At 55.8% G+C, this 19,851-nt stretch carries 18 protein-coding genes and 1 pseudogene; 7 read left to right on the top strand and 12 right to left on the bottom strand.

Going from position 1 to position 19,851, the window contains the following annotated elements; genetic code table 11:
* Window positions 1-36: 36 nt before the first annotated feature.
* A complete protein-coding gene (locus ACR0EK_RS19010; RefSeq protein ID WP_480968037.1) occupies window positions 37-276 on the top strand; it encodes a hypothetical protein in 240 nt (79 codons plus the stop codon).
* A 73-nt stretch (window positions 277-349) separates the two neighbouring features.
* Here the strand turns inward: ACR0EK_RS19010 and ACR0EK_RS19005 are convergent, their stop codons facing one another.
* From ACR0EK_RS19005 to ACR0EK_RS18975, 7 genes are read right to left on the bottom strand one after another with little or no spacing between them, the layout of a single operon-like run.
* Window positions 350-1,735: a M20 family metallopeptidase gene (locus ACR0EK_RS19005; protein ID WP_480472952.1), complete on the bottom strand. Its 1,386-nt coding sequence runs from the start codon at window positions 1,733-1,735 to the stop codon at window positions 350-352.
* Window positions 1,736-1,747: 12 nt separating this feature from the next.
* Window positions 1,748-3,154, bottom strand: a complete 1,407-nt coding sequence (locus ACR0EK_RS19000) for an amidohydrolase (RefSeq protein ID WP_480472950.1) — start codon at window positions 3,152-3,154, stop codon at window positions 1,748-1,750.
* A 20-nt stretch (window positions 3,155-3,174) separates the two neighbouring features.
* Window positions 3,175-4,179: an ABC transporter ATP-binding protein gene (locus ACR0EK_RS18995; protein WP_480473306.1), complete on the bottom strand. Its 1,005-nt coding sequence runs from the start codon at window positions 4,177-4,179 to the stop codon at window positions 3,175-3,177.
* Window positions 4,176-5,153: an ABC transporter ATP-binding protein gene (locus tag ACR0EK_RS18990; RefSeq protein ID WP_480472948.1), complete on the bottom strand. Its 978-nt coding sequence runs from the start codon at window positions 5,151-5,153 to the stop codon at window positions 4,176-4,178. The genes ACR0EK_RS18995 and ACR0EK_RS18990 overlap by 4 nt, the downstream gene beginning before the upstream one ends.
* Complete coding sequence (locus ACR0EK_RS18985; RefSeq protein ID WP_480472946.1) at window positions 5,150-6,073, bottom strand: ABC transporter permease; 924 nt, start codon at window positions 6,071-6,073, stop codon at window positions 5,150-5,152. The genes ACR0EK_RS18990 and ACR0EK_RS18985 overlap by 4 nt, the downstream gene beginning before the upstream one ends.
* Window positions 6,070-7,047: an ABC transporter permease gene (locus tag ACR0EK_RS18980; protein ID WP_480473304.1), complete on the bottom strand. Its 978-nt coding sequence runs from the start codon at window positions 7,045-7,047 to the stop codon at window positions 6,070-6,072. The genes ACR0EK_RS18985 and ACR0EK_RS18980 overlap by 4 nt, the downstream gene beginning before the upstream one ends.
* A gap of 60 nt (window positions 7,048-7,107) precedes the next feature.
* Window positions 7,108-8,688: an ABC transporter substrate-binding protein gene (locus ACR0EK_RS18975; protein ID WP_480871407.1), complete on the bottom strand. Its 1,581-nt coding sequence runs from the start codon at window positions 8,686-8,688 to the stop codon at window positions 7,108-7,110.
* A gap of 180 nt (window positions 8,689-8,868) precedes the next feature.
* Here ACR0EK_RS18975 and ACR0EK_RS18970 point away from each other — a divergent pair, with 180 nt between their 5' ends.
* Complete coding sequence (locus ACR0EK_RS18970; protein ID WP_480506344.1) at window positions 8,869-9,780, top strand: LysR family transcriptional regulator; 912 nt, start codon at window positions 8,869-8,871, stop codon at window positions 9,778-9,780.
* Here ACR0EK_RS18970 and ACR0EK_RS18965 read toward each other — a convergent pair.
* Window positions 9,777-11,318, bottom strand: a complete 1,542-nt coding sequence (locus tag ACR0EK_RS18965; RefSeq protein ID WP_480871406.1) for a M81 family metallopeptidase — start codon at window positions 11,316-11,318, stop codon at window positions 9,777-9,779. The genes ACR0EK_RS18970 and ACR0EK_RS18965 overlap by 4 nt on opposite strands.
* 139 nt (window positions 11,319-11,457) lie before the next feature.
* Between ACR0EK_RS18965 and ACR0EK_RS18960 the strand changes: the two genes are divergently transcribed.
* A complete protein-coding gene (locus tag ACR0EK_RS18960) occupies window positions 11,458-11,970 on the top strand; it encodes an RES family NAD+ phosphorylase (protein WP_480871405.1) in 513 nt (170 codons plus the stop codon).
* Window positions 11,971-12,187: 217 nt separating this feature from the next.
* On the opposite strand, the gene ACR0EK_RS18955 is transcribed toward ACR0EK_RS18960, so the two are convergent.
* Together ACR0EK_RS18955 and ACR0EK_RS18950 are read right to left on the bottom strand one after the other, a co-directional pair.
* Window positions 12,188-13,747 carry an acetolactate synthase large subunit gene (locus tag ACR0EK_RS18955; RefSeq protein ID WP_480473298.1) on the bottom strand — a complete coding sequence of 520 codons (1,560 nt, stop codon included), beginning with the start codon at window positions 13,745-13,747 and terminating at the stop codon, window positions 12,188-12,190.
* Window positions 13,748-13,868: 121 nt separating this feature from the next.
* Window positions 13,869-14,054, bottom strand: a pseudogene (locus tag ACR0EK_RS18950) (hypothetical protein); the annotation flags it as partial.
* A gap of 153 nt (window positions 14,055-14,207) precedes the next feature.
* Between ACR0EK_RS18950 and ACR0EK_RS18945 the strand changes: the two are divergent.
* Window positions 14,208-14,825, top strand: a complete 618-nt coding sequence (locus tag ACR0EK_RS18945) for a GNAT family N-acetyltransferase (protein ID WP_480473296.1) — start codon at window positions 14,208-14,210, stop codon at window positions 14,823-14,825.
* Between the two features lie 320 nt (window positions 14,826-15,145).
* On the opposite strand, the gene ACR0EK_RS18940 is transcribed toward ACR0EK_RS18945, so the two are convergent.
* The gene (locus ACR0EK_RS18940) at window positions 15,146-15,928 is read right to left on the bottom strand and encodes an aspartate/glutamate racemase family protein (protein WP_480609768.1); all 783 of its coding nucleotides are present in this window, start codon (window positions 15,926-15,928) and stop codon (window positions 15,146-15,148) included.
* 65 nt (window positions 15,929-15,993) lie between these two features.
* Between ACR0EK_RS18940 and ACR0EK_RS18935 the strand changes: the two genes are divergently transcribed.
* A complete protein-coding gene (locus ACR0EK_RS18935; protein ID WP_480968036.1) occupies window positions 15,994-16,935 on the top strand; it encodes a LysR family transcriptional regulator in 942 nt (313 codons plus the stop codon).
* A 351-nt stretch (window positions 16,936-17,286) separates the two neighbouring features.
* Here ACR0EK_RS18935 and ACR0EK_RS18930 read toward each other — a convergent pair whose 3' ends face one another.
* A complete protein-coding gene (locus ACR0EK_RS18930; RefSeq protein ID WP_480871392.1) occupies window positions 17,287-18,180 on the bottom strand; it encodes a GNAT family N-acetyltransferase in 894 nt (297 codons plus the stop codon).
* 347 nt (window positions 18,181-18,527) lie between these two features.
* Between ACR0EK_RS18930 and ACR0EK_RS18925 the strand changes: the two genes are divergently transcribed.
* Complete coding sequence (locus ACR0EK_RS18925) at window positions 18,528-19,544, top strand: amidohydrolase (protein WP_480915334.1); 1,017 nt, start codon at window positions 18,528-18,530, stop codon at window positions 19,542-19,544.
* A complete protein-coding gene (locus ACR0EK_RS18920) occupies window positions 19,545-19,694 on the top strand; it encodes a hypothetical protein (protein ID WP_480871394.1) in 150 nt (49 codons plus the stop codon).
* Window positions 19,695-19,851: the final 157 nt, after the last annotated feature.

Here is a 19,851-nt window from a genome sequence, read left to right as displayed (position 1 = left end):
ATCGTTGGCCTTGCGTGACCCCGATTTGCGGAACAGGTGCAGACCGCCAGCCGCGCCGCTTTTGTCAGGATCGTTGACGCGGCCATTGCCGAAGAGGTGGCCGCCCTGTTGATTGCAGGCGACCTGTTTGACGGGGCCGAGCGCAGTGCCCGTACGGCGGCTTTTCTGGTGATACAGTTGGAGCGCCTGCGCGGATGCGGAACACGTTGTTTTTCAACAGAAGGGCGGACAGCTGACTTTCGCTGCATATGCGAGAGCAACTCTACCAATCTGTGAAAGCGGTCATTTACAGTCAGATATGCGATACACGCCCGATCCAGGTACGGATGAAGTCCTTTGTGGCGCGGGATCAGAGCGACCTGGCAAGGTCGCCAATATCCCAAAAAAGCCCGGCCATTGCGCGCAATGCATCACGCGAAACTGACTTTAACACGTGCTCGTTTGGCGCGTGCTGCGAACAGCCGCGATAGGAGTGCGGCACCCAAACCGTTGGGAGACCGAGCAAATCGGAAAAGACCTCGTTGGGCAAGGAACCGGCGAGATTTGGCAGGACATGGGGTGGCTTCCCACACGTTTTTTCAAGCGAACGCGCGACAAAAGACACCCACGGATGGTTGGGCGACGTTCGCGTTGCATCAAAGAAGCTGCGGTCATGAGGCTTGATCTGAACGATCTCAAAACCTCTCGCATCAAGGTGGCGTCGAAGGGCGGGCAGGATATCGGATTGGTTAGTGCCAACAACGAAGCGGAGCTGGCAGGCGGCTATGGCAAATCCCGAGATCGCGTTGACCGGTGCCTCGGGGACACCGCTTTTCATTGCGAGGACCGCAAAACTGTTCCAGCCGAAGACGCGTTCGGCCGGTGTCAGGCCTTCCTCTCCCCAATTCTCGTCAATCTTCGGACCACCATCCCCGCCAACCGGCAAGTTGCGCAGGGTGTCCCGGATGTCTTCAGTCAGGCTGGTCGGCCGCCATTCTGGTATTTGGATTTGGCCCCGCACATCGGTGATCGTCGAGAGGGCTTGTGCAAGGATCATCGCGGGGTCGGCAAGCAAACCGCCCCAGTTACCCGAATGGTGCGCGCCGTCTCTTAGATCAACGATGAGGTCGAACGAATTGCCGCCCCTTGCCCCCATGAACAACGTGGGCGTGTCGGACTGAAGGCGCGGCCCGTCCGATGCGATCAGGACGTCTGCGGCTAGGTTGTCCTTGTGCTTGGCGCAAAACTCCGACAACCCCGGTGATCCCATTTCTTCGCCCATTTCAATGAGAATGCGCATGTTGAAGCCGAGCGCTCCACGGGCCTCAATGACAGCGCTCAGCGCCGCCAAATTGATGAGATGCTGCCCCTTATTGTCGGCTGTTCCGCGTCCATAGAGGCGGTCGCACTCATCAACCAGTCGAAATGGGTGAAGCCCGTCGCGCCATTGATCCGTTTGCGCGCGGATCACGTCGCCATGCCCGTAGGACAGGATTGTCGGACGCGTGTCGTCCTCGATGCGCTCTGCAACCAAGATCGGTCCGGCATCGTGCACAGGGTTCGGGTAGATTTCACAGGAGAACCCGAGTCTGCTCAGGCGCGGAACGAGGGCTTCCTCAAGATAGCGCGGAAGCTCCGCGGCTTTTTCTTGTGTCTGGCTCTCCGTCTCATGGGCAACCAGTTCGCTAAGTTCTGTTGCAAATTGACCGGTGTCGAAAAACTGGGCGGCGTTGTCTATTGCAGAGGCGCGGGTCACGGTTGTTTTGCCTCAGACAGGTGGACGCACGTCGTCCGGGATCGGACATGTGTAAGGTGTTTGGCCCAGATGGTCTTGATGCGTCGCGCATGCAGCTTCGATGCGCGAGGGATCCTCAACCAGTCGACAAGCTGTCGCGGCCATTGCTTTTGCCGCGTAGACCATGCCTTTGTGAGCCGCGGGCGCCTTGCCTTGTGCCACTGTTTGCCACGTATGAAACGGCGTTCCTATAGCACAGGTGGCAACTCGTGCCTGAACGGTTGGGACTGCCCAACTCACGTCGCCAACATCTGTCGAGCCTTCGCCGCCATCGCTGTGGCGATCAAGAGGTGCGATGAAGTCGCAGAGTGCGAGATTTTTTTTGGGCTTAGCACCGATCCGCTTGAAGGTCGTATTGATGTCAGCGGCGGTTAATGTGGTCTGAATGTCGCGGGCAAAACTGAGATCTGCCTCGTCAAAGGCGACGGGTCCAAGTTTCTCTAGCTCGTGCTGCATGGTTTCTTCCAAAGGACGGTTGCCAAGCAGGTTTGAAACGCCGGAAAAGACCTGGCTGGTAACTTGCGTTCCTGTCATCAGCGCCGCGCCGTCCGCAATCTTTCGGACGCGCGTAACCAAATCGGCGAGGTCCGGTAGCGAGCTGGCGCGGACGAGTTGGCGCACTGTGGCCTTGGCCTGCACCACGTTCGGCGCAACACCACCTGCATCGAGATAGGCGTAGTGAACCCGGGCGCTGTCGGGCATGTGCTCGCGCAGGTAATTTACACCGATGTTCATCAGTTCAACCGCATCAAGCGCCGACCTACCCAATTCCGGTGCACCCGCCGCATGGGCAGCTTTTCCATGAAAAGTGAAATCGATCCGGGTGTTCGCGAGCGATCTGGCCTCATTCACGCCTGTGAAGGTCGCTGGATGCCACGAGATGGCTGCGTCGACATCATCGAACAGTCCTTCGCGCACCATGTATGTCTTGGCCGCGCCCCCTTCTTCAGCGGGGCAGCCATAGTATCGCACACGGCCCTTGATGCCGTTTTCGGCCAGCCAGTCTTTCACCGCCGTCGCGGCCAAGAGTGCGGCGGCCCCTAAAAGATTGTGACCACACCCATGCCCGTTGCCGCCCTCTTCAAGCGGCTGATGTTCAGCCACACCTGGCGCCTGGCTCAGATATGGCAGCGCATCGAACTCGCCGAGGATGGCAATCACCGGACCCTCGTCTCCTGCTTCGCCAATCACGGCCGTAGGAATGCCAGCTGCGTTCTCTGTTATCTTGAAGCCCTGAGCGCGTAACATCTGCACATGTTCGGCGACGGACTTGTACTCGGCATAAAGCGTCTCGGGCGTGTCAAAGACTCGATCTGACAAGGCGATAAAATCATCACGATGGCGGTCGACGTGGTCCCAGATCGGATCGGCGTTTTTCAAGGGGCTCTCCAGCTTCTCGTTCAAACGGTTTCGGCGTGTTCCAGCAGGCAAGCCGTTTCGCGCCCGCCGCGCCCCGCTTTCAGTTCAGGAACAGTGGTGCGGCACTCAGCGGTCGCCACCGGGCAACGCGGGTGGAAGGTACATCCAGATGGCGGATCGAGCGGCGACGGAATTTCCCCCTCAATCGGGGCAAACTCACGCCGGCGCTGATCAAGGCGCGGAGCCTCTGCAAGCAGCGCTTTCGTGTAGGGATGGCGTGGGTCCGAAAAAATTTCCTCAGTCGATGCGCTCTCGACAATGCGGCCCAGATACATGATCGCCACGCGGTCGGCGATGTGTTCGACGACGCTCAGGTCATGGCTGATGAACAGATAGGTCAGGCCCAGCTCTTCGCGCAGATCCATGAACAAGTTGATAACCTGCGCCTGGATCGACACGTCCAGCGCAGCGATGGCTTCGTCGCAGACAAGGAACTTCGGCTTCACGGCGAGCGCACGTGCAATTCCAATCCGTTGCCTTTGACCGCCGGAAAACTGATGCGCGTAACGCCGCTTGAGCGACGGGTCGAGGCCGACCTTGCGCATCACGTCGTCCACGTATTCCGCACTCTCTGCCTTGCGGACGATCCCATGCATACGCGGTGCTTCGCCGATGATATCTTCGACGCGCATTCGCGGATTTAGGCTGGCAAAGGGGTCCTGGAAGATCATCTGAATTGCGAGGGTCGCCGCGCGTTTGTCGGTGCCGTTCAACGTCGCAACATCTTTGCCTCCGTAGAACATCTGTCCGTCACTTGCAGGGTGAATGCCGGCAACAACACGTCCCAAAGTGGACTTGCCGCAGCCGGATTCGCCGACCAATCCCAGAACCTCACCCTTTTGAATCGACAGGTTCACGTTATCGACAGCATGGACCGTTTCTTCCCGGATGTTTGCGCCAAGTCGCTGTGCGATTTTCCCCGCGACGTCCAAACGTTTGGTGAAGCGCTTCGAAACGCCTCGGATTTCAACGAGCGGCTCACTCAAAGCGTCGTCTCCTTGGTGCGTTGCGGATTGAAACAGCGAAGGCTGCGGCCATCCACGTCCTTAATCGGGGGGCGCTTGGAACACGCTGCCGTTCGGGCCTGACAACGCGGTCCAAAGGCGCATCCTTCAGGCAGGGCGAGCATGTTTGGCGTCATCCCTTCGATCTGGAACAAACGCTGCCCGCGCCGGTTCGCCGTCGGAACCGATCCGAGAAGCCCGACCGTATAGGGATGCAACGGACGGTCGATAACATCGTCGATACTGCCTTGCTCAACGATCCGTCCTGCGTACATCACCGAAATCCGGTCCGCGAGCCCTGCCACAACGGCAAGGTCATGCGTGATCCAGATCATCGCGGTTCCCGTGCGTTTCGTCAGCTTCTGTGCCTCGTGGATGATCTGCGCCTGAATTGTCACGTCGAGCGCTGTCGTCGGCTCGTCGGCAATAATGAGGTCCGGCTGGTTCAAGAAGGCTGTCGCAATCGCCACGCGCTGCCGCATCCCACCGGAAAGCTGATGCGGATAGGCTTGCAATCGCTCTTCCGGCGATGGGATGCCAACCAAACCAAGCGCATCACGGCTTCTTTCCCAGGCGGTTTGGCGGCTTACGTTTTCATGGGCGAGAATGGCCTCGATCATCTGCGTATCGACGCGCAGGACCGGGTTGAGAGTCATCATCGGATCCTGAAAGATCATCGAGATTCGGTTGCCACGCAAGGTCTTGAGTCGCTCTTCCGGTGCGTTCGCGATCTCGTCACCATTAAAACGGATTGACCCATCGACGATGCGCCCGGGAGGATCGATCAGCCCAAGGATGGAAAACCCGGTGATCGACTTGCCCGACCCGGACTCACCCACCAGACCCATTACCTCGCCCTTGGAGACGGTGAAATCCACACCATCTACGGCCTTGACCACACCCGCGTGCGTGAAGAAGTGGGTCTTTAGCCCGCTGACTTCGAGTACTGCCGTCATTTCTTCAACCTCGGGTTCAAAACATCGCGCAAATGGTCGCCCACAAGGTTGATGGACACGACCGTCAGCAAGAGCGCGATGCCGGGGAAAACGGATATCCAGTAGCGCCCGGACAGCATGTACTCGAAGCCATTTGCGATCAGCACCCCAATCGACGGTTCAGTCTGTGGAAGGCCTACGCCAAGAAACGAAAGCGTCGCTTCCAATGAGATTGCGCTGGCGGTTTGCACCGTGCCAACGACGATCAGAGGCGCCATGCAATTCGGAAGGATATGGCGAAAGACGATCCGGGGTCGCGATATTCCAAGGCATTGCGCGGCTTCGACATATTCCTTGCCACGCTCGACAAGCGCGGTCGCGCGAACCGTGCGGGCGTAATAAGCCCATTGCGCGATCACGAGGGCGAGGATGATCTTGTCGACACCCTTACCAAGTGCCGCAACCATCATCAGCGCAACAAGCGATGCCGGGAACGACAGTTGAAGATCCACGATGCGCATGATGAACGCTTCGGTCCGGCCTCCGGCGTAGGCCGCGACCAGACCGATCGCCATACCGATCAGAAGGGCAATCACCCCAGATGCAAGCCCAACGGTCAGAGAAATACGCAAGCCATAGAGAATTGCCGAGTAGAGATCGCGTCCAGACCCGTCCGAACCGAGCCACATCGTGTATCCGTCGAATGCTTCGGAACCTGGAGGCAAGCGCCCATCCATGACGCTGACCTGGCCAAGATCGTAGGGGTTCTGCGGCGTGATCCAGGGTGCCAGGATGGCCAGCAGAACGATGATCAGGAATATGCCGAGCGCCGCTGTTGCGATCCTGCTTTCGAAGAACTCGGCCCGAAATCGCTGGAACGGCGTCTCGACTTTAGGGGACTTGGCGGGGGTCAGAGAATGATCTGTGACGGTGTCGGTCATGCGCCCTGATCCTGCAAACGAACCCTCGGATCGAGGATCGAGTAGAGTATGTCGACGATCAGATTGATCAGCACGAAGAACAGTACGATGATCATCAGATAGGCGACGACGACAGGCCGATCCAATTGCAGTATTGCGTCGATCAGCAGTTTGCCCATTCCCGGCCACGCGAAGATTGATTCAGTCACCACCGAGAACCCGATCAAACTACCGAATTCGAGGCCCATGACGGTCACTACCGGGATCATGATGTTTTTCATTACATGCACCAGAATGATGCGTCGGGTCGAAAGCCCTTTGGCCCGGGCATACTTCACGTAATCCTGTCCCATCGCTTCCCGGACACCCGCTCGGGTAAGGCGGATTGCCAGTGAAATCTTAAGAAGCGCTAGGTTGAGAGCAGGCAGGAAGATGTGGCTCAACCCATCGAGCGTAAAAAGGCTGCTGTGAATCCCAAGAAACGAGCCGATATCGCCGCGCCCTGTCGCTGGGAGCCATCTAAGTTCTACGGCAAACAGCATGATGAGCATAAGCCCGACCCAGAAGGTCGGCAGCGAAAACCCAAGGATTGAGCCAGCCATAATGCCCTTGGACAGCGGGCTGTCGGGATAGAGCCCGGCATAAAGACCCAATGGAATACCGATCACGATAGCAAGAAAGAGTGCACTGAAGGCCAGTTCCATCGTGGCAGGCATATGGTGCAGGATCAGTTTGAGCGCGGGCTCACCGAAGACGAAACTGTCGCCGAGGTCACCCTGTGCAGCACCTTTGAGGAACAACCAGTACTGTTCCCAAATAGGCCGATCCAATCCAAGCCGTCGAATTGCAGCTTCGATGTCAGCCTGATCCGCGTCGGGGCTGACCAGCATGTAGACCGGGTCACCAACGATATTGACGCCGAAAAAGACAATCACCGACATCAGGAAGACAACAAGCATTGCTTGCTGCAATCGGCGAATGACAAAAACGGTCATGAGGACATTCCCTGGGCAAAGGCTCCGGGCCGCTGCGAAGGCGGCCCGGATGCATTGCGATTACTCTTTCACGACGCCTGTCGCGAGAGTGTACTCGTCGGTCCGAGGGATGTAGCTCAGACCTTTTTTGGCCGCCCAGGTGTTGACCTGGAAGTGAGTCGGAATGATCGCCACATTCTCGATCGCGCGCTCTGTCGCCGCGGCGAGTAGTTCCTGCCGCTTTGCGTCATCGACTGTTCGCAGGGCTTCTTCGATCAACGCGTCGGTTTCAGCATCCGAGTGCCGGCCACGGTTCGATGATCCAAAGCCCGCATCCTTGTCATGGGTGTGGATCAGCGATTTGAGAGGCGAGGACGCTTCGCCGGACCCCGCGCCCCATCCGACGAGGATAAAGCTGAACTCCGGCAGACCCTCCGGGCTGCCTTTGGACGCGCGTCCAAAGTATACCGAACGCGGCATTGTTTCGACTGCTGTCTTGATGCCCACACGGGTCAACATTTGCGCAATTGCCTCGGCAATTTTGGCGTCGTTGATGTAGCGGTCATTTGGCCCATGGATTGTCATTTCAAATCCATCGGGATAACCGGCTTCAGCCAGAAGTGCTTTAGCACCGTCCGGGTCATAAGCCACCACGTCCAGATTGTCGGACACGCCAAAGAATCCCTCGGGCAGAAGCTGGCCAGCGGGCAGCGCAACCCCCTCCATGACACGCTCAACGATCGCGTCGCGATTGATCGCCATGCTGATCGCCTTCCGGACTCGGACGTCCATGAGCGGGTTCTTTATATCGCCACCACCGTTGGCCTTCACAAAGGGTGAATCCTCACGGAATTGGTCCATGTGAAGATAGATCACTCGGTTGGACACGCCCTGGCTCAGCTGGATACCATCGTTGCCCTTAAGTGTTGTGATATCGGTCGTCGGAACGCCCGATATCATGTCGACGTCACCGGCAAGAAGCGATGCAACACGGCTCGGACCGGACGTGATTGGGCGGAATTCCACCTCGGACCAGATCGGTACATCACCCCAGTATTCGTCGTTCCGTACCAGCACGATGCTTTCACCCGGCGTGTAACTTTGGAACTTGAACGGCCCTGTGCCGATGGCGGCCGTACCCGCGTTGAAGTCTTCCGTCGTTGCTTCGCAGCCCACTTCTGAGATCACAGGGATCGTGGAAATGTCGTTGCCCATCAACGGATAAGGTGCGGCCGTTTTGAAGTGCACCGTGTAGTCATCGATCTTGACGACTTCCTTACCCTTAAGATAGGTGCCGTATCCCGATGGAGAGTTCGGTACGTCCGGCGCGCGCGCCATGGTGCAGACGACGTCGTCCGCCGTGAAGTCGCTTCCGTCGTGAAACTTTACGCCCTCACGCAGCTTGAACTCCCAAGTCAATTCATCAATTGGCTCCCAGGACACGGCAAGACCCGGCGATAGGCGCTGCTTCTCATCCTGCGCGATCAGCCGGTCAAAGATGTGCACGGACATGGCGTTGTTCGGACCAAGGTTATGAAAATGCGGATCGAGTGACGTCGGCTCCGAAGCGAGGCCGATCGTCAGTTTTTCCGCCGAAACAGCACCGGCGCCGAAAGCCAAAATGCCGACAGCGACGGCTGTCGCAGATGTGAGTTTCCTCATCAAAAAGACTCCCTGTTGATTTGGCGCTTGTGAATAGGCGAATCCCTGGCCGATCCCGCGCCCTGTAAAAAAGGCTAGCTACCGCAAAAAACATTGCCAATACTCAATGCTATGCAACTCTGCATAGACCAATCCAAGAGTTTGGATGTTCAGCCGCTCAAACTGGGGGAGTAACGTAGCATGACGGAACACCGACACAGACTGCGCGAGTTTGAGGCCCTGAGAGCCGTAATCACGACTGGTACAACCATCGGCGCCGCGCGGCGAATGGGGATTTCGCAGTCTGCCGTAAGCCGGTCCTTGTCCCAACTCGAGGCCCGTGTTGGGCGATCGCTCTTTCTCCGCCGATCGGGACGTATTGACCCAACAGACGAAGCATTGCGTCTCAACGAAAAACTGGACCCAATCTTCGAGACGCTTGCGGACATCGAGGGCGCAGAATGGGCTACTCCGGATAACGAGCCGTTGCGCCTGATCGTGCCGCCAACTCTGGCGCATCACTTTGTCATCTCTAGGGTGGCCAGTTTTCTCAAGAAGAATGAGGGAAAGCAGCTTCAATTGGATATTCAGGCCACGGACGTGCTTGTCGCTGGCATTCTCGACCTCCGCTATGATCTCGGCTTGACGAGTGCGATGATCCAACGAACGGGTGTTCACCTAATGCCCTGGCGCCGCAGTCAGGTGGTTTGCGCCATGCCGAGCAACCATCCGCTGTCGGAAAAACGAGTGGTGACGCCGCACGACCTTGAAGGCGTCGCGCTGATCGAGTTTCTGCGAAGGCTGGGGACGCGAGCGATCACCGAAAAGATCTTTGCGCGCGCTGGAATTCGTCCAAAACAAGTCGCTGAAACAGCAACGAATATGGCCGCTTTGGAGCTTGTCCGCGAGGGTTTGGGTGTGACGCTGATCAACCCGTTCCCGTTACTGTCGTCGGGGATGGAAGGCGTTGTCGTCAGACCATTTGACGCCGCCATCTTCTATGACACCAGCTTCGTTTTACCATCAGGCCGACCGCCGTCGCAACTTGCCCGCCAGTTCATGCAGTTTGTCAAATTGACGACGCCACATGACAAGTATTCAGAGCCCGTCTAGCGCAACATTTGCTCCGCCCGCGAGGTATCGAAGTCCATCGGAAAGTTCGGTCGTGGCAAATTAGCAAACGGCCAGCGGTCGTGAACAGGCGACGTAAGCCCGCCCGTGTCGACTTCAAATACCTGATTTGCCCCAAACCATTTGGAAAATCCGGCCCGAAAGTGGCCTCGGGATTTCACAACAACGGTCCGGGCCGACGCAATATCCAGTCCGAACATGTGAAAGAACACGGGGTCGGCAGTCTGTGTGCGATCGGTGATCACCACCACGGTGATACCACCAATACGAAGCGCAGCGCATGGGCCCAGGACCAATCTGCGACCAGCTGTCATGCCCAGTTCACCTACCACATCTCCATTATGGAGACCCAAGACCTCTGCATCCGCCTCAAAAGGTACATCCCATTGCGCCCAGAAAGCGCTGGAATCGGAAGACCGGTTGAATCGTGCCCTGAATTTGCCGCCGACACCGATGCCATGGGCTTCGTTCGCAAGTTCCGGATCACAAAAGGAACCGAACAGGCATTCTTCGACCTTTGCCGCATGAAGAGCGGCTAACAGTTCCGTGGTCCTGCCACTGCCGCCGCCGCCAGGATTGTCACCGGCATCGGAGAAAATCACAGGCGCGCGCGCTTGGTCGGTGGAAATCGAGATCGCTTCCGTCACGGTTGTCAGTTTCCGAACGAAATCCTTCCTCAATGACCAGGCCATGTCTGCCAGTTCTTCCGCCAGTGCATTGGCCGCTTTCTGGTCCTCACGCGCGGTGACAACGATGCTCAGACCGTTGTCGGGCGTGTCGGAGAAAAGGAAATTACCGAAGATCGATACGTTTAGAAAGTCACCTCGACCTTCGGCTTGTCGTCGCTGACCGTGGTCAATCAGGGTGCCATACGGGTGCTCGGCACTTAGTAGGGTTACGGATGCCGGAACAAGAGGCAGCTTGACATGCGCGGTTTGGGGCCGGACGCCTGACGCCAAAACCCGGCGCAGCGAAAAAGCGGCTTCCTCGCCACGTTCTATCTGATCGACGTGGGGATTGGTCCGATAGCCGACGATCAGGTCACAGGCATCGACCATCCGCTGTGAGATATTTGCATGCAGATCGAGTGTCGCAACGATAGGTACGTCCGGTCCGACAACTCTCCGAATGCGCGACATCAACAAACCATCGGGGTCGTGGTCATGCTCGGCAACCATCGCGCCGTGATTGCAGATGTAAACTGCGTCAACAGGCCCAGCTGAGCGAAGCATGTCTTCCGAAGTCACTATGATCTCTTCGATCACGGTTTTTCGTACTGGACCCGCCGGGTGGCTGGCTGCCAAGATACAGGGTACCGGAGTCCAGTCGCCCGTAGCATCCATTGTCCTGACAAAAGCTGCAAATTCTATTGCCAGCTTTGGTGTCGCGGATCTGGCTTCAGACATCAAAGCATCGCCTGAAAGCCATGTCAGAGACTTAAAGTCTGACAAATCAGCCGGGGGAGCAAAGCGATTTGACTCGAGAATAGCGCCAAGGAGGGCGATCTTTGGAGCCGTCATGCGAAAGGCCTTTGGAAGTGCAACACAGTGAGAGGAAACATGAGTAAGTGATTTCAATCAAGATATCATGCGTCTTCTCTTTTCTAGGAAAACCCCTGCCGCCTTGCGTCTTTCCTATAACGCGACGCGCAGACGATCAGTGCCACCCGTTATGCTGACAGAAGTTTCCGGAGAATTCGTAAAGATCGTTTGGGCCGATGATCCAGACGTTCACCTATTGCGGGGCGCACCAGATCGCCCATCCGCCCGGTTCAATCGCCGCGGGCAAGACGCTTTGTATCTGAGCCCTGATCTTGAAAGCGCAAGGGTCGCCATCGGACAGGACGTTAGGAAGGATGATCGCCCGCGGGTTGTGCTGACCTTCGAGGTGGAACGATGTGCGTTATTCGATCTGCGCAGCCCCGAAGCCGCGGATATCTATGCACTCGCCAGTCAGCCCTGGCGCAAACTCTTAGCTGCGGGCGGAGAGCCGTCTTCATGGCTCGCTGCTGATCGGCTCAGAACAGATCGGCATATCGGGTTGATTGACCCTTCGCGAAGGCGTCCGGGTCTTTGGCACATAACTTTATTTCGATGGAGCGAGCCAGGCGCACCTGGCGTGTTTCGGCGTAGTGAAGTGAAGCCGGTTTCCGTCCTGCCGGATTATCGGTGACGTTTAAGGTGCGACCAACTATCATTTCGCAATTATGGTCATCGCGAAAATTGGCTGTGTGGAGGACATTGTCATGAGTTCTCTTCTGGCACGCCAATGACATTTTTTTGCATGTTGTTTGAACGCTCGTGACAGTCTGCTTTCAGTGCCAAAATGTAGCTTCGCTTTGGGTAACGAAAGGCGGCTTTGGGCCGCCCGTTTCAAAAAGAATTTGTGTTCAAGATGCTGGCGGGCACATGACTTCGATCAAGGAAGGGCCGTCACGTGATAGCCCCGCGGAAAGGGCTTTTGCAAAGCTATCGGTGTCTTCAATTCGTATTCCGGGAACCCCATGCCCTTTAGCGAGCGCAACCCAATCAAGCGTTGGGTTTTCCACATCAAACATTGCCTCCGCATTCTTGCCAAAACTCTCAACACCGACATTTGCCAGCTCATCTCGAAGGATTTGATAGCCGCGGTTTGCAAAAACAATCACCGTAACGTCCAGGCTTTCGCGTGCCATCGTCCACAAAGATTGCAACGTATACATGGCTGATCCATCGCCTGTTAGAGCAATTACTTTTCTATCTGGACATGCAATTGCTGCGCCGGTTGCGCACGGTAGGCAAAGCCCTATCGCACCACCGGTTCCCCCAAGCAAGTCATGTGGTCGCGCGGTTGCAGTCGGAGGAATGACGTGAAACCCGGACGTCACGGATTCATTGCAAACGATAGCATTCTCGGGAATGAGGGCCGCTAACGCTTGGCCGACTTTCGCTAGGGTGAGATCTCCGGTTGGGATTGGAGGCAGGTCGAGAGCGTATGTGTTCAGCTGTGTCTTGCTCGAAACACCAACCGCATCTGCCAGTGTTTGAAGAGTCCAGGCAATATCATCCGTCGGAGCACACAGGCTTGAAACCGTGCAACCGGCGGGCTCGGGTGTGCTCGGTTTGCCCGGGTATGCAAAGAAGGCAACGGGTTGGTCGGCGCCGATCAAAGTGATTGACGATGTCTGTTCAAGCTGAGCGATCTTGGGTGCAATTGGATACACAAGTTGATCCAATTTGGCAGCCCCGGCCCCCTTCGAAATTCGAGGGATTAGAGTATCCGCCAACAGGCGGCATCCGGTTTTGACGGAAATTTTTCCAGCCAGTACACGAAGTGGACCAAAAAGCGCGGAACCACCTATCATCAAAGCCGCGTTTGCAGTCTTCAGACGCATGGCTGCGGCCTCGATGCCTTCCAAGGACGGGCGATGAAGTGGTTGGGCCAGAATGCTATTCGTCGCAGGGCCAGTCGCTGCATCCCAAGCAGTATCGGCGGGAAGAACAAGAGTGGCGATCTGGCCGTTTTGAGATCGGGCGGCCTGGATGGCTGCGGCCCCGTCCGATGCGACGCTTGTGGCCTGATCAGAAACTCGTGTCCAATGGCTTATGGCCTGACTTACGCCAATAATGTCGCCTCTGAGTGGGCTTTCATAGCGCAGGTGATGTGTTGCGTGATCTCCCACCACATTCACGATCCCGGACCCTGATTTTCGGGCGTTGTGTAGATTGGCAAATGCGTTGCCTAGCCCCGGTGCAAGATGCAGCAGAGTGCCGGCGACGTCCCGTTTCATGCGGTAATAGCCATCAGCGGCGCCCGTCGTTCCACCTTCGAACAGGCACAGAACACAGTTCATCTCGGGATGTCTATCAAGAGCCGCAACAAAGTGCATTTCAGACGTGCCTGGATTGGCGAAAACCGTATCCACACCATTGTGAAGAAAGGTTTTGACTAACGATTCTGCGCCATTCATTCGATCACCGCCAACTCTGATTTCAACGAACTTTATGGGAGAGACAATCTAAAAGTAACTGAAAAAGCTTTCGATGATGTGCAGGCCGTCAATCGTCATCGATGCCCTCGCCCGTAAGACATGCCATGTTGAACAACGCGAAATCGCGGTGGTTTTCGGCCAGTTCAAGTCGAACTCGGGTCGCCCAGACATGCTTGGGTTTTGGCGGCCGCTTCTGACCGACGATACGTCCTTTGTTCCAGGTTGGGCGAAGCGCGCGAACGGCAGGTATGTTTGGGTTTCCATGACTGATCCTCCGATCCGCCATGCCCTCCCACAACGACAACCCGACATTGACGAGAAACAATATTACAGGATGCTGCGTCGCCTCAGAGGCCTGCTGGGAGCTCGACGTAGCCATCCATCGTTGCTTGAGCAGGACAATAAATTGCGCATTTGACAACAAGTATTTGCGGCCCACATGCTGAAACGTGAAAATCGAGGTGTAACGACCAAAGGTAATTTCATGTTTAGATCATCAACCCGAAGTGAAGCAGAAAGTTTGTTAAGCGGACTTGCTCTTGGATTTTCTGCGGACCCGTTCATGCGTTGGCTGTATCCTGAACCTGCCGATTTCCTTACCCACTTCCCGCGAGTAATGGATTTCTTTGGCGGGCGTGCATTTGAACAGGGTAGCGCGTTTCGGAACGATGATTTCACTGCTGGCGCACTTTGGCTTCCGCCAAGCATTCACCCTGACGAAGAACGGCTTGTCGCCTGTTTTGAGCAGACGGTCTCACCAGAAAAGCATGATGCGTTGTTCGAAACCTTCGGGCAGATGGACAATTATCATCCCGATGAGGATTGCTGGCATTTAGCATTTATTGCGGTCGATCCAATTCGCCAAGGAAAAGGATTGGGGTCCGCGTTGCTTGAATGCTGCCTCAAACGTTGTGATGAAGATGGAAGACCTGCTTACTTAGAGTCGACAAACCCTACAAATCTATCGCTGTATAAGCGCTATGGTTTCCAAGAGATGGGTCTAATCAAAGCCGACCAAGCCCCACCCCTGTTTCCGATGTTTCGAGCCGCCCAATAGCGGTAGATCAAACGGCTGCATTGTCTGCAATCTGTGAGTTCGGCAGTTTCAGGATATTTATGTCCGTAGCGAATGGCCGGTCTGGTGAAGCCGCACTGCGGCACCAGTGACTGCGATGAATGTCTCTTATGGGCCGGAGTGGTGGTCTGAAGACCACCTCCCACTCAGGATCCTGTGCCGCCTCCGATGTCTGGTTCGAGCCCGAATTGCGCGATGCTGCGACTCAACTCAACAGAACCGACGCTCCATTAGCAGACGTTCGCAAAATTCGGGTGACCGCACGGTTTCGCCGTGTCGGCAACTCATGAACCTTTGACTCGCTACACGTGCCCGTAGAAGTCGCGGTGCGCTGCGACCGAATAGGCATAGTCGAGCAGCGTTGACCAGCTGAACACCGGCATCTCGATCTCTCGCTGGATGGCGCGTGCGAACGGCTGAAAGCCTGTGCATTCGAGCACCATCGCACCCATTGAAGGGTGTGCCGCGGCAAATTCCTTGGCAACCGATACGATATCCTGCTCGGCCTTGGAATAGTCCGCCGTGGGTATGTCCGGTCGCATGTCCTTGGTCCAGAGGCTGTCGAACTGCGGGCACTTACCATTATCCTTTGCCCCGAGGACGACGTAGTTCGATCCCAGTTGCACTCCCACCGACGCAAGATGCCGATCCTGCAGTTGATCACCTTCGGCGACTAGAATACCAACAACGCTATCGGAGCCGACAATCGTCTGGGCCAATGGCACCTGCAAGAGGCTCGAAGCAAAAACCGGAACACTCACCGCACTGGCGATTTCCTTCTGGAACCACGCGAAGTAACCGCATTCCGCCGCAATCGCGCGACATCCCATGCGTTCAAGCTTGCGCGCCGCTACCAACACCGGGTCCAGCAGACCCTGTTTCCGCTCTCCCCTGACCAGCTGTTTGATGTCGACCCCCTCGGCGATTTCATACTGGATCGGGAAGGGATGGGCGCTGGCGTTTCGAACGTCGCCGGGGAATCCCGGGTAGACATCGTCCAGAATGATGATCCCGAGCCCCATGCCGTAACAGCAGTGGTTTTTTCGGGCGTGTATGCGCTGAATTGCCGGATCGTGCGCTGACATCACTTGGTTCCTCGCGGTTTTGTGGATTGCCACCTGATACTCTCTTATGAAAATCTAGAAAAATAATGTTTCATTATTCGGGTGACGATGTGCTTATAGCCGGATCGCGGCGCGAAGAACTCTCAGTGCGGCGTGTCCGCAGCGTGCTCGCAGTGGCCGAGCACCGCTCGTTTTCGGTGGCTGCAAAGGTGTTGGGGCTGACCCAGCCTGCTGTCTCACAACACATCAAGCAACTGGAGGAGCAACTTGAGATTAGCCTCCTGGTGCGAGACAAGGAGGGGCTGCGGCTGTCCCCAGGAGGCGCAGCATTGCTACCGGCCTTCCGCCGGTTTCTGTCGAGTAATGGGGCCATCTTGGATCAATTGGCCTCACTTGGCCGGGGGACCCTGCAGATCCTGCGGATCGCAAGCCCAGCCTCCTATGCAGCCCTCAGTGTGGCGTCGGCATTTCAGTCGGTGCGGGAAAGATTTCCAAACCACATCCTCGACATATCGGAAATCGACGATGAGGAGAGTTTTCAATTGGTCCGGGACGGAGATATTGATTTCGCCATCACCAGCGTGTTCGTTCCGTCGCCCGGGTTGCGTTTCGAAGCGCTGCATCGGGATTTTGCTTGCGTCGTGATGTCCGATCAAAACGCCTTGGCCAAGGCTACCGAGATTGATGACACTGCCATACTTTCGCAACCAATGATCCGCTTTCCTTCCGGCACAACGTCACATGACTGGCTGTCAACCATCACAGCAAGAGCCGGCGTCGAACCAAAAACTGTTGCGGAAGTTCGACAATTGCTGACCGGCTTCCAAATGATCCGTCAGAACATGGGCGTGGCTGTGGTGCCGGAAAGGGCTGCAAGGGTTTGCGAACTTCCCGGCCTTGTTGCCATTCCTCTGAAAGACAGAAAATTGGTTCGGACGCTTGGAATTGTGACCAGCGACATCCATCATCCAACGGATTTCGAGAGGCACTTAGTAGATCATCTACGTATACAAAAAAGCGATGTCTAACGCGCGGCGTTCCTTCCTTGGCGGTCTGATAGCGCGGTCGCATTGCTCAGTTTCCAGTCGTCGGTGAAGACGCAGCGAATTGGCACTTTGTCCCGCGATGTGTGAGTCCACTCAGTCTCCAATTTTGCAAGTGCTGCGAGCGACCGCTAAGCGGGCTGCGTCTGCAGCATTCTAGACCATGTTTGAGTGGCTGGTATGGGCCGTTTGGATATATCGTGGAGAACAGGGCAGGGACTTGTGCTGCTTCTGCACTGAGGTCGGCAAAGAGCCCATTTTGCTCAAGCGACGCCGTGCCGCGAATGTCTGGTTGTCTATGCGCGGCTGCACTTAGCGTATAGCCCAGTCGTGAGATCAAAGTGTGAGGTCCCAGGTTTCTTGCACGCTCTCACTGCCAAAGTGATATCCGGAAATGCGCTCGGTCAAAGTGAATCCGAATCTAGCGTAAAGCGCGCGTGCGACTACCTGTGTCTCGTGGGTCATTAACGTCATGCGTTTGAACCCTGATGCACGCGCGTGATTCAGACAGATCGTCATTAAACGCTTGCCCAAGCCCATTCCGCGGGCCTCGGGTTCCAGAAAGAACAATCGCAGTTTCGCGACGCCGGGTTCTTCTGTACTCATGCAAAAAATTGATCCCAGCCGCGTCTCGCCGCTATGAGCAATAAAGGCGCGGTTTCCATCAATGCCTTGGACCGGAAAAAAAGCCGTCAGGATTTGCATGACGAGCATTTCCATGCGGTAATCAAATTTATATTCCGTGTAATAGGTCTCGGCGTGCCGATTGACGACCCATCCGGCGTCGCCTGGGGTTAAATCGCGAAATTCGACTGGACCCGGCAGGTCAAATGATCTCACCGCCTGCTCCAAAGCCCGGGCGACGCGCCCTGCATCTGCCCCATCCAATCGCTTGTGGACCTCAAGTGCCATCCGGTCGACAAGCTCGCTAAACTTCTGGTGCCCAGATTCAGTAAGATCAAGTTCCTTTTGCCGTGCATCATGTTCAGAAGGTTTTCTTAGAATCCATCCGGATCGCTCAAAGTTCTTCAGGATACGACTGACATAGCCTTCGTCGAGGTCCAGGGCATTGGCGATCAACCGGGCAGTTGAGCCATTTTGCACTCCGATCTCATAGAAAACCCGTAGTTCTGTGAGGTTCATTCCACTACCGCCGTAGTCGGGGGAGAACAAACCCATTCTCTGTGTGTAGAACCGATTGAAGGCGCGAATTGTCGAGATGTGATCCATTCTGCAATTCCATTTACTTGACAAATTCAAGCAAAATAGAATTACTTGATTGTGTCAAGTAAAAGCGCACTACCGTAGTGCCAGCGCATTTTCTGTGTCCCCGACAATACAATAGTTAAGCCCGTGTGAAGGCCAAGTTCAAAACTAGTGCTGGCCGAAACCGGCATTCATTCGGTGTCGGCTCAGTCCCGCTCAGCCTACCAAGGCATGTACAAGCAGACTGATTTTGGCCCGCCGAACCGCCGCATGACCGCTCTGAGCCCCAAGGCTGCTGAAGAACCGCCAATTGATCATGATCGCTTTAGTGTAGCATCATGTTGTTAAAAGTCATTTCTGAGGGCAGACCCATGGTTCACACTGAAGTTTTTGACACGCAGCTAACTGAACTATTTGAATGGCGTCGCGACTTTCATGCACATCCGGAAATCACATTCGACGTTCATAGAACCGCCAGTTTGGTTGCTGAGCGCTTGCATGAGATGGGTGTCGACGAAGTTTTTACTGGTATTGGGAAAACCGGCGTCGTTGCAGTGATAAAAGGTGAAAGTACAGCAAGCAACAAAGTGATTGGCTTACGCGCGGATATGGACGCTTTGCCCATGCAGGAGCAGACAAATCTTCCTTACGCATCCAAAATAACAGGCCGAATGCATGCCTGTGGACATGATGGGCATACAACGATGCTGCTGGGCGCTGCTCGCTATCTGACTGAGACCCGTAAATTCAATGGAACTGCGGTTCTGATTTTCCAACCAGCGGAAGAGGCGGAAGGCGGTGGCCTCGCCATGGTTCAGGATGGCCTGATGGACCGTTTTGGTATTCAAAGCGTTTTTGCGCTTCATACGTCTCCTGGTCTGCCCATCGGCCATTTCTCTACTCGCCCGGGAGGCATAATGGGGTCTGCGGACCTATTTGAAGTGCAAATAACTGGAAAAGGCTGCCATGCAGCTTTTCCACACGAGGGTCACGACCCGGCCATTGCCGTTGCTCAGATCATCCAAGGTTTCCAGACGATTGTGTCGCGTTCAATAAATGCGTCGGCACAACACGTCGTTTCAATCACGCAAATCCACATGGGGAATGCAGATAACATCATCGCTGAGACAGCGGAGATCAGAGGGACCGTGCGCAGCCTATCCAGCAAGGCACGTGCTTTGGGCAAACAAAGGATGTACGACATTTGCGCGGGTGTAGCGTCCATGACGGGTACGGATATCGATTTCAATTACATTGACGATTTGCCGGTGACGGAGAACGACCCGAAACAAACCGACTTTGCCATAGATGCGGCCACTAGACTGGTGGGCTCCGAGACAGTTGACAGCAACCGAACACCAACCATGGGCGGAGAGGATTTTTCTTAAATGCTTGAGCAACGTCCGGGCAATTTCATGTTTATCGGCAACGGAGATAGCGCGGCATTGCACAACCCAGCCTTCGATTTCAATGATGACGCACTCGCTTATGGCTGCGCGTACTTTGCTACAATTGTTGAGCAACAGTTAGCGATCTGACCCGCACGGAAGTCCGATTGCCGGAATTGACATTGGTGCCGCCGCCGCGAATTGAAGCTTTATCCGGATAGTGTTGAAGAAGTCGCCGTTTGGGCGCGTTCAGGATGCGGCCTCAATAGGCTTCCGCCTTCCCTTCATCCCGTCAGTCTAGGTTGTG

This window comes from Ruegeria sp. AE4 (genome assembly GCF_056542185.1).
The sequence above is the reverse complement of the archived record's forward strand: the minus strand, read 5'-3'. Positions and strand labels throughout refer to the sequence as shown.

Bases quoted from the DNA above. Each gene is read 5' to 3' on its own strand.
- ACR0EK_RS18990 (WP_480472948.1), bottom strand. From the start codon at position 5,153: ATGACGGCAGTACTCGAAGTCAGCGGGCTAAAGACCCACTTCTTCACG.
- ACR0EK_RS18980 (WP_480473304.1), bottom strand. From the start codon at position 7,047: ATGACCGTTTTTGTCATTCGCCGATTGCAGCAAGCAATGCTTGTTGTC.
- ACR0EK_RS18955 (WP_480473298.1), bottom strand. From the start codon at position 13,747: ATGAATGGCGCAGAATCGTTAGTCAAAACCTTTCTTCACAATGGTGTG.
- ACR0EK_RS18935 (WP_480968036.1), top strand. From the start codon at position 15,994: ATGTTTCATTATTCGGGTGACGATGTGCTTATAGCCGGATCGCGGCGC.
- ACR0EK_RS18970 (WP_480506344.1), top strand. From the start codon at position 8,869: ATGACGGAACACCGACACAGACTGCGCGAGTTTGAGGCCCTGAGAGCC.
- ACR0EK_RS18920 (WP_480871394.1), top strand. From the start codon at position 19,545: ATGCTTGAGCAACGTCCGGGCAATTTCATGTTTATCGGCAACGGAGAT.
- ACR0EK_RS18925 (WP_480915334.1), top strand. From the start codon at position 18,528: ATGGTTCACACTGAAGTTTTTGACACGCAGCTAACTGAACTATTTGAA.
- ACR0EK_RS18945 (WP_480473296.1), top strand. From the start codon at position 14,208: ATGCTGAAACGTGAAAATCGAGGTGTAACGACCAAAGGTAATTTCATG.
- ACR0EK_RS18940 (WP_480609768.1), bottom strand. From the start codon at position 15,928: ATGTCAGCGCACGATCCGGCAATTCAGCGCATACACGCCCGAAAAAAC.
- ACR0EK_RS18930 (WP_480871392.1), bottom strand. From the start codon at position 18,180: ATGGATCACATCTCGACAATTCGCGCCTTCAATCGGTTCTACACACAG.
- ACR0EK_RS18975 (WP_480871407.1), bottom strand. From the start codon at position 8,688: ATGAGGAAACTCACATCTGCGACAGCCGTCGCTGTCGGCATTTTGGCT.
- ACR0EK_RS18965 (WP_480871406.1), bottom strand. From the start codon at position 11,318: ATGACGGCTCCAAAGATCGCCCTCCTTGGCGCTATTCTCGAGTCAAAT.
- ACR0EK_RS18985 (WP_480472946.1), bottom strand. From the start codon at position 6,073: ATGACCGACACCGTCACAGATCATTCTCTGACCCCCGCCAAGTCCCCT.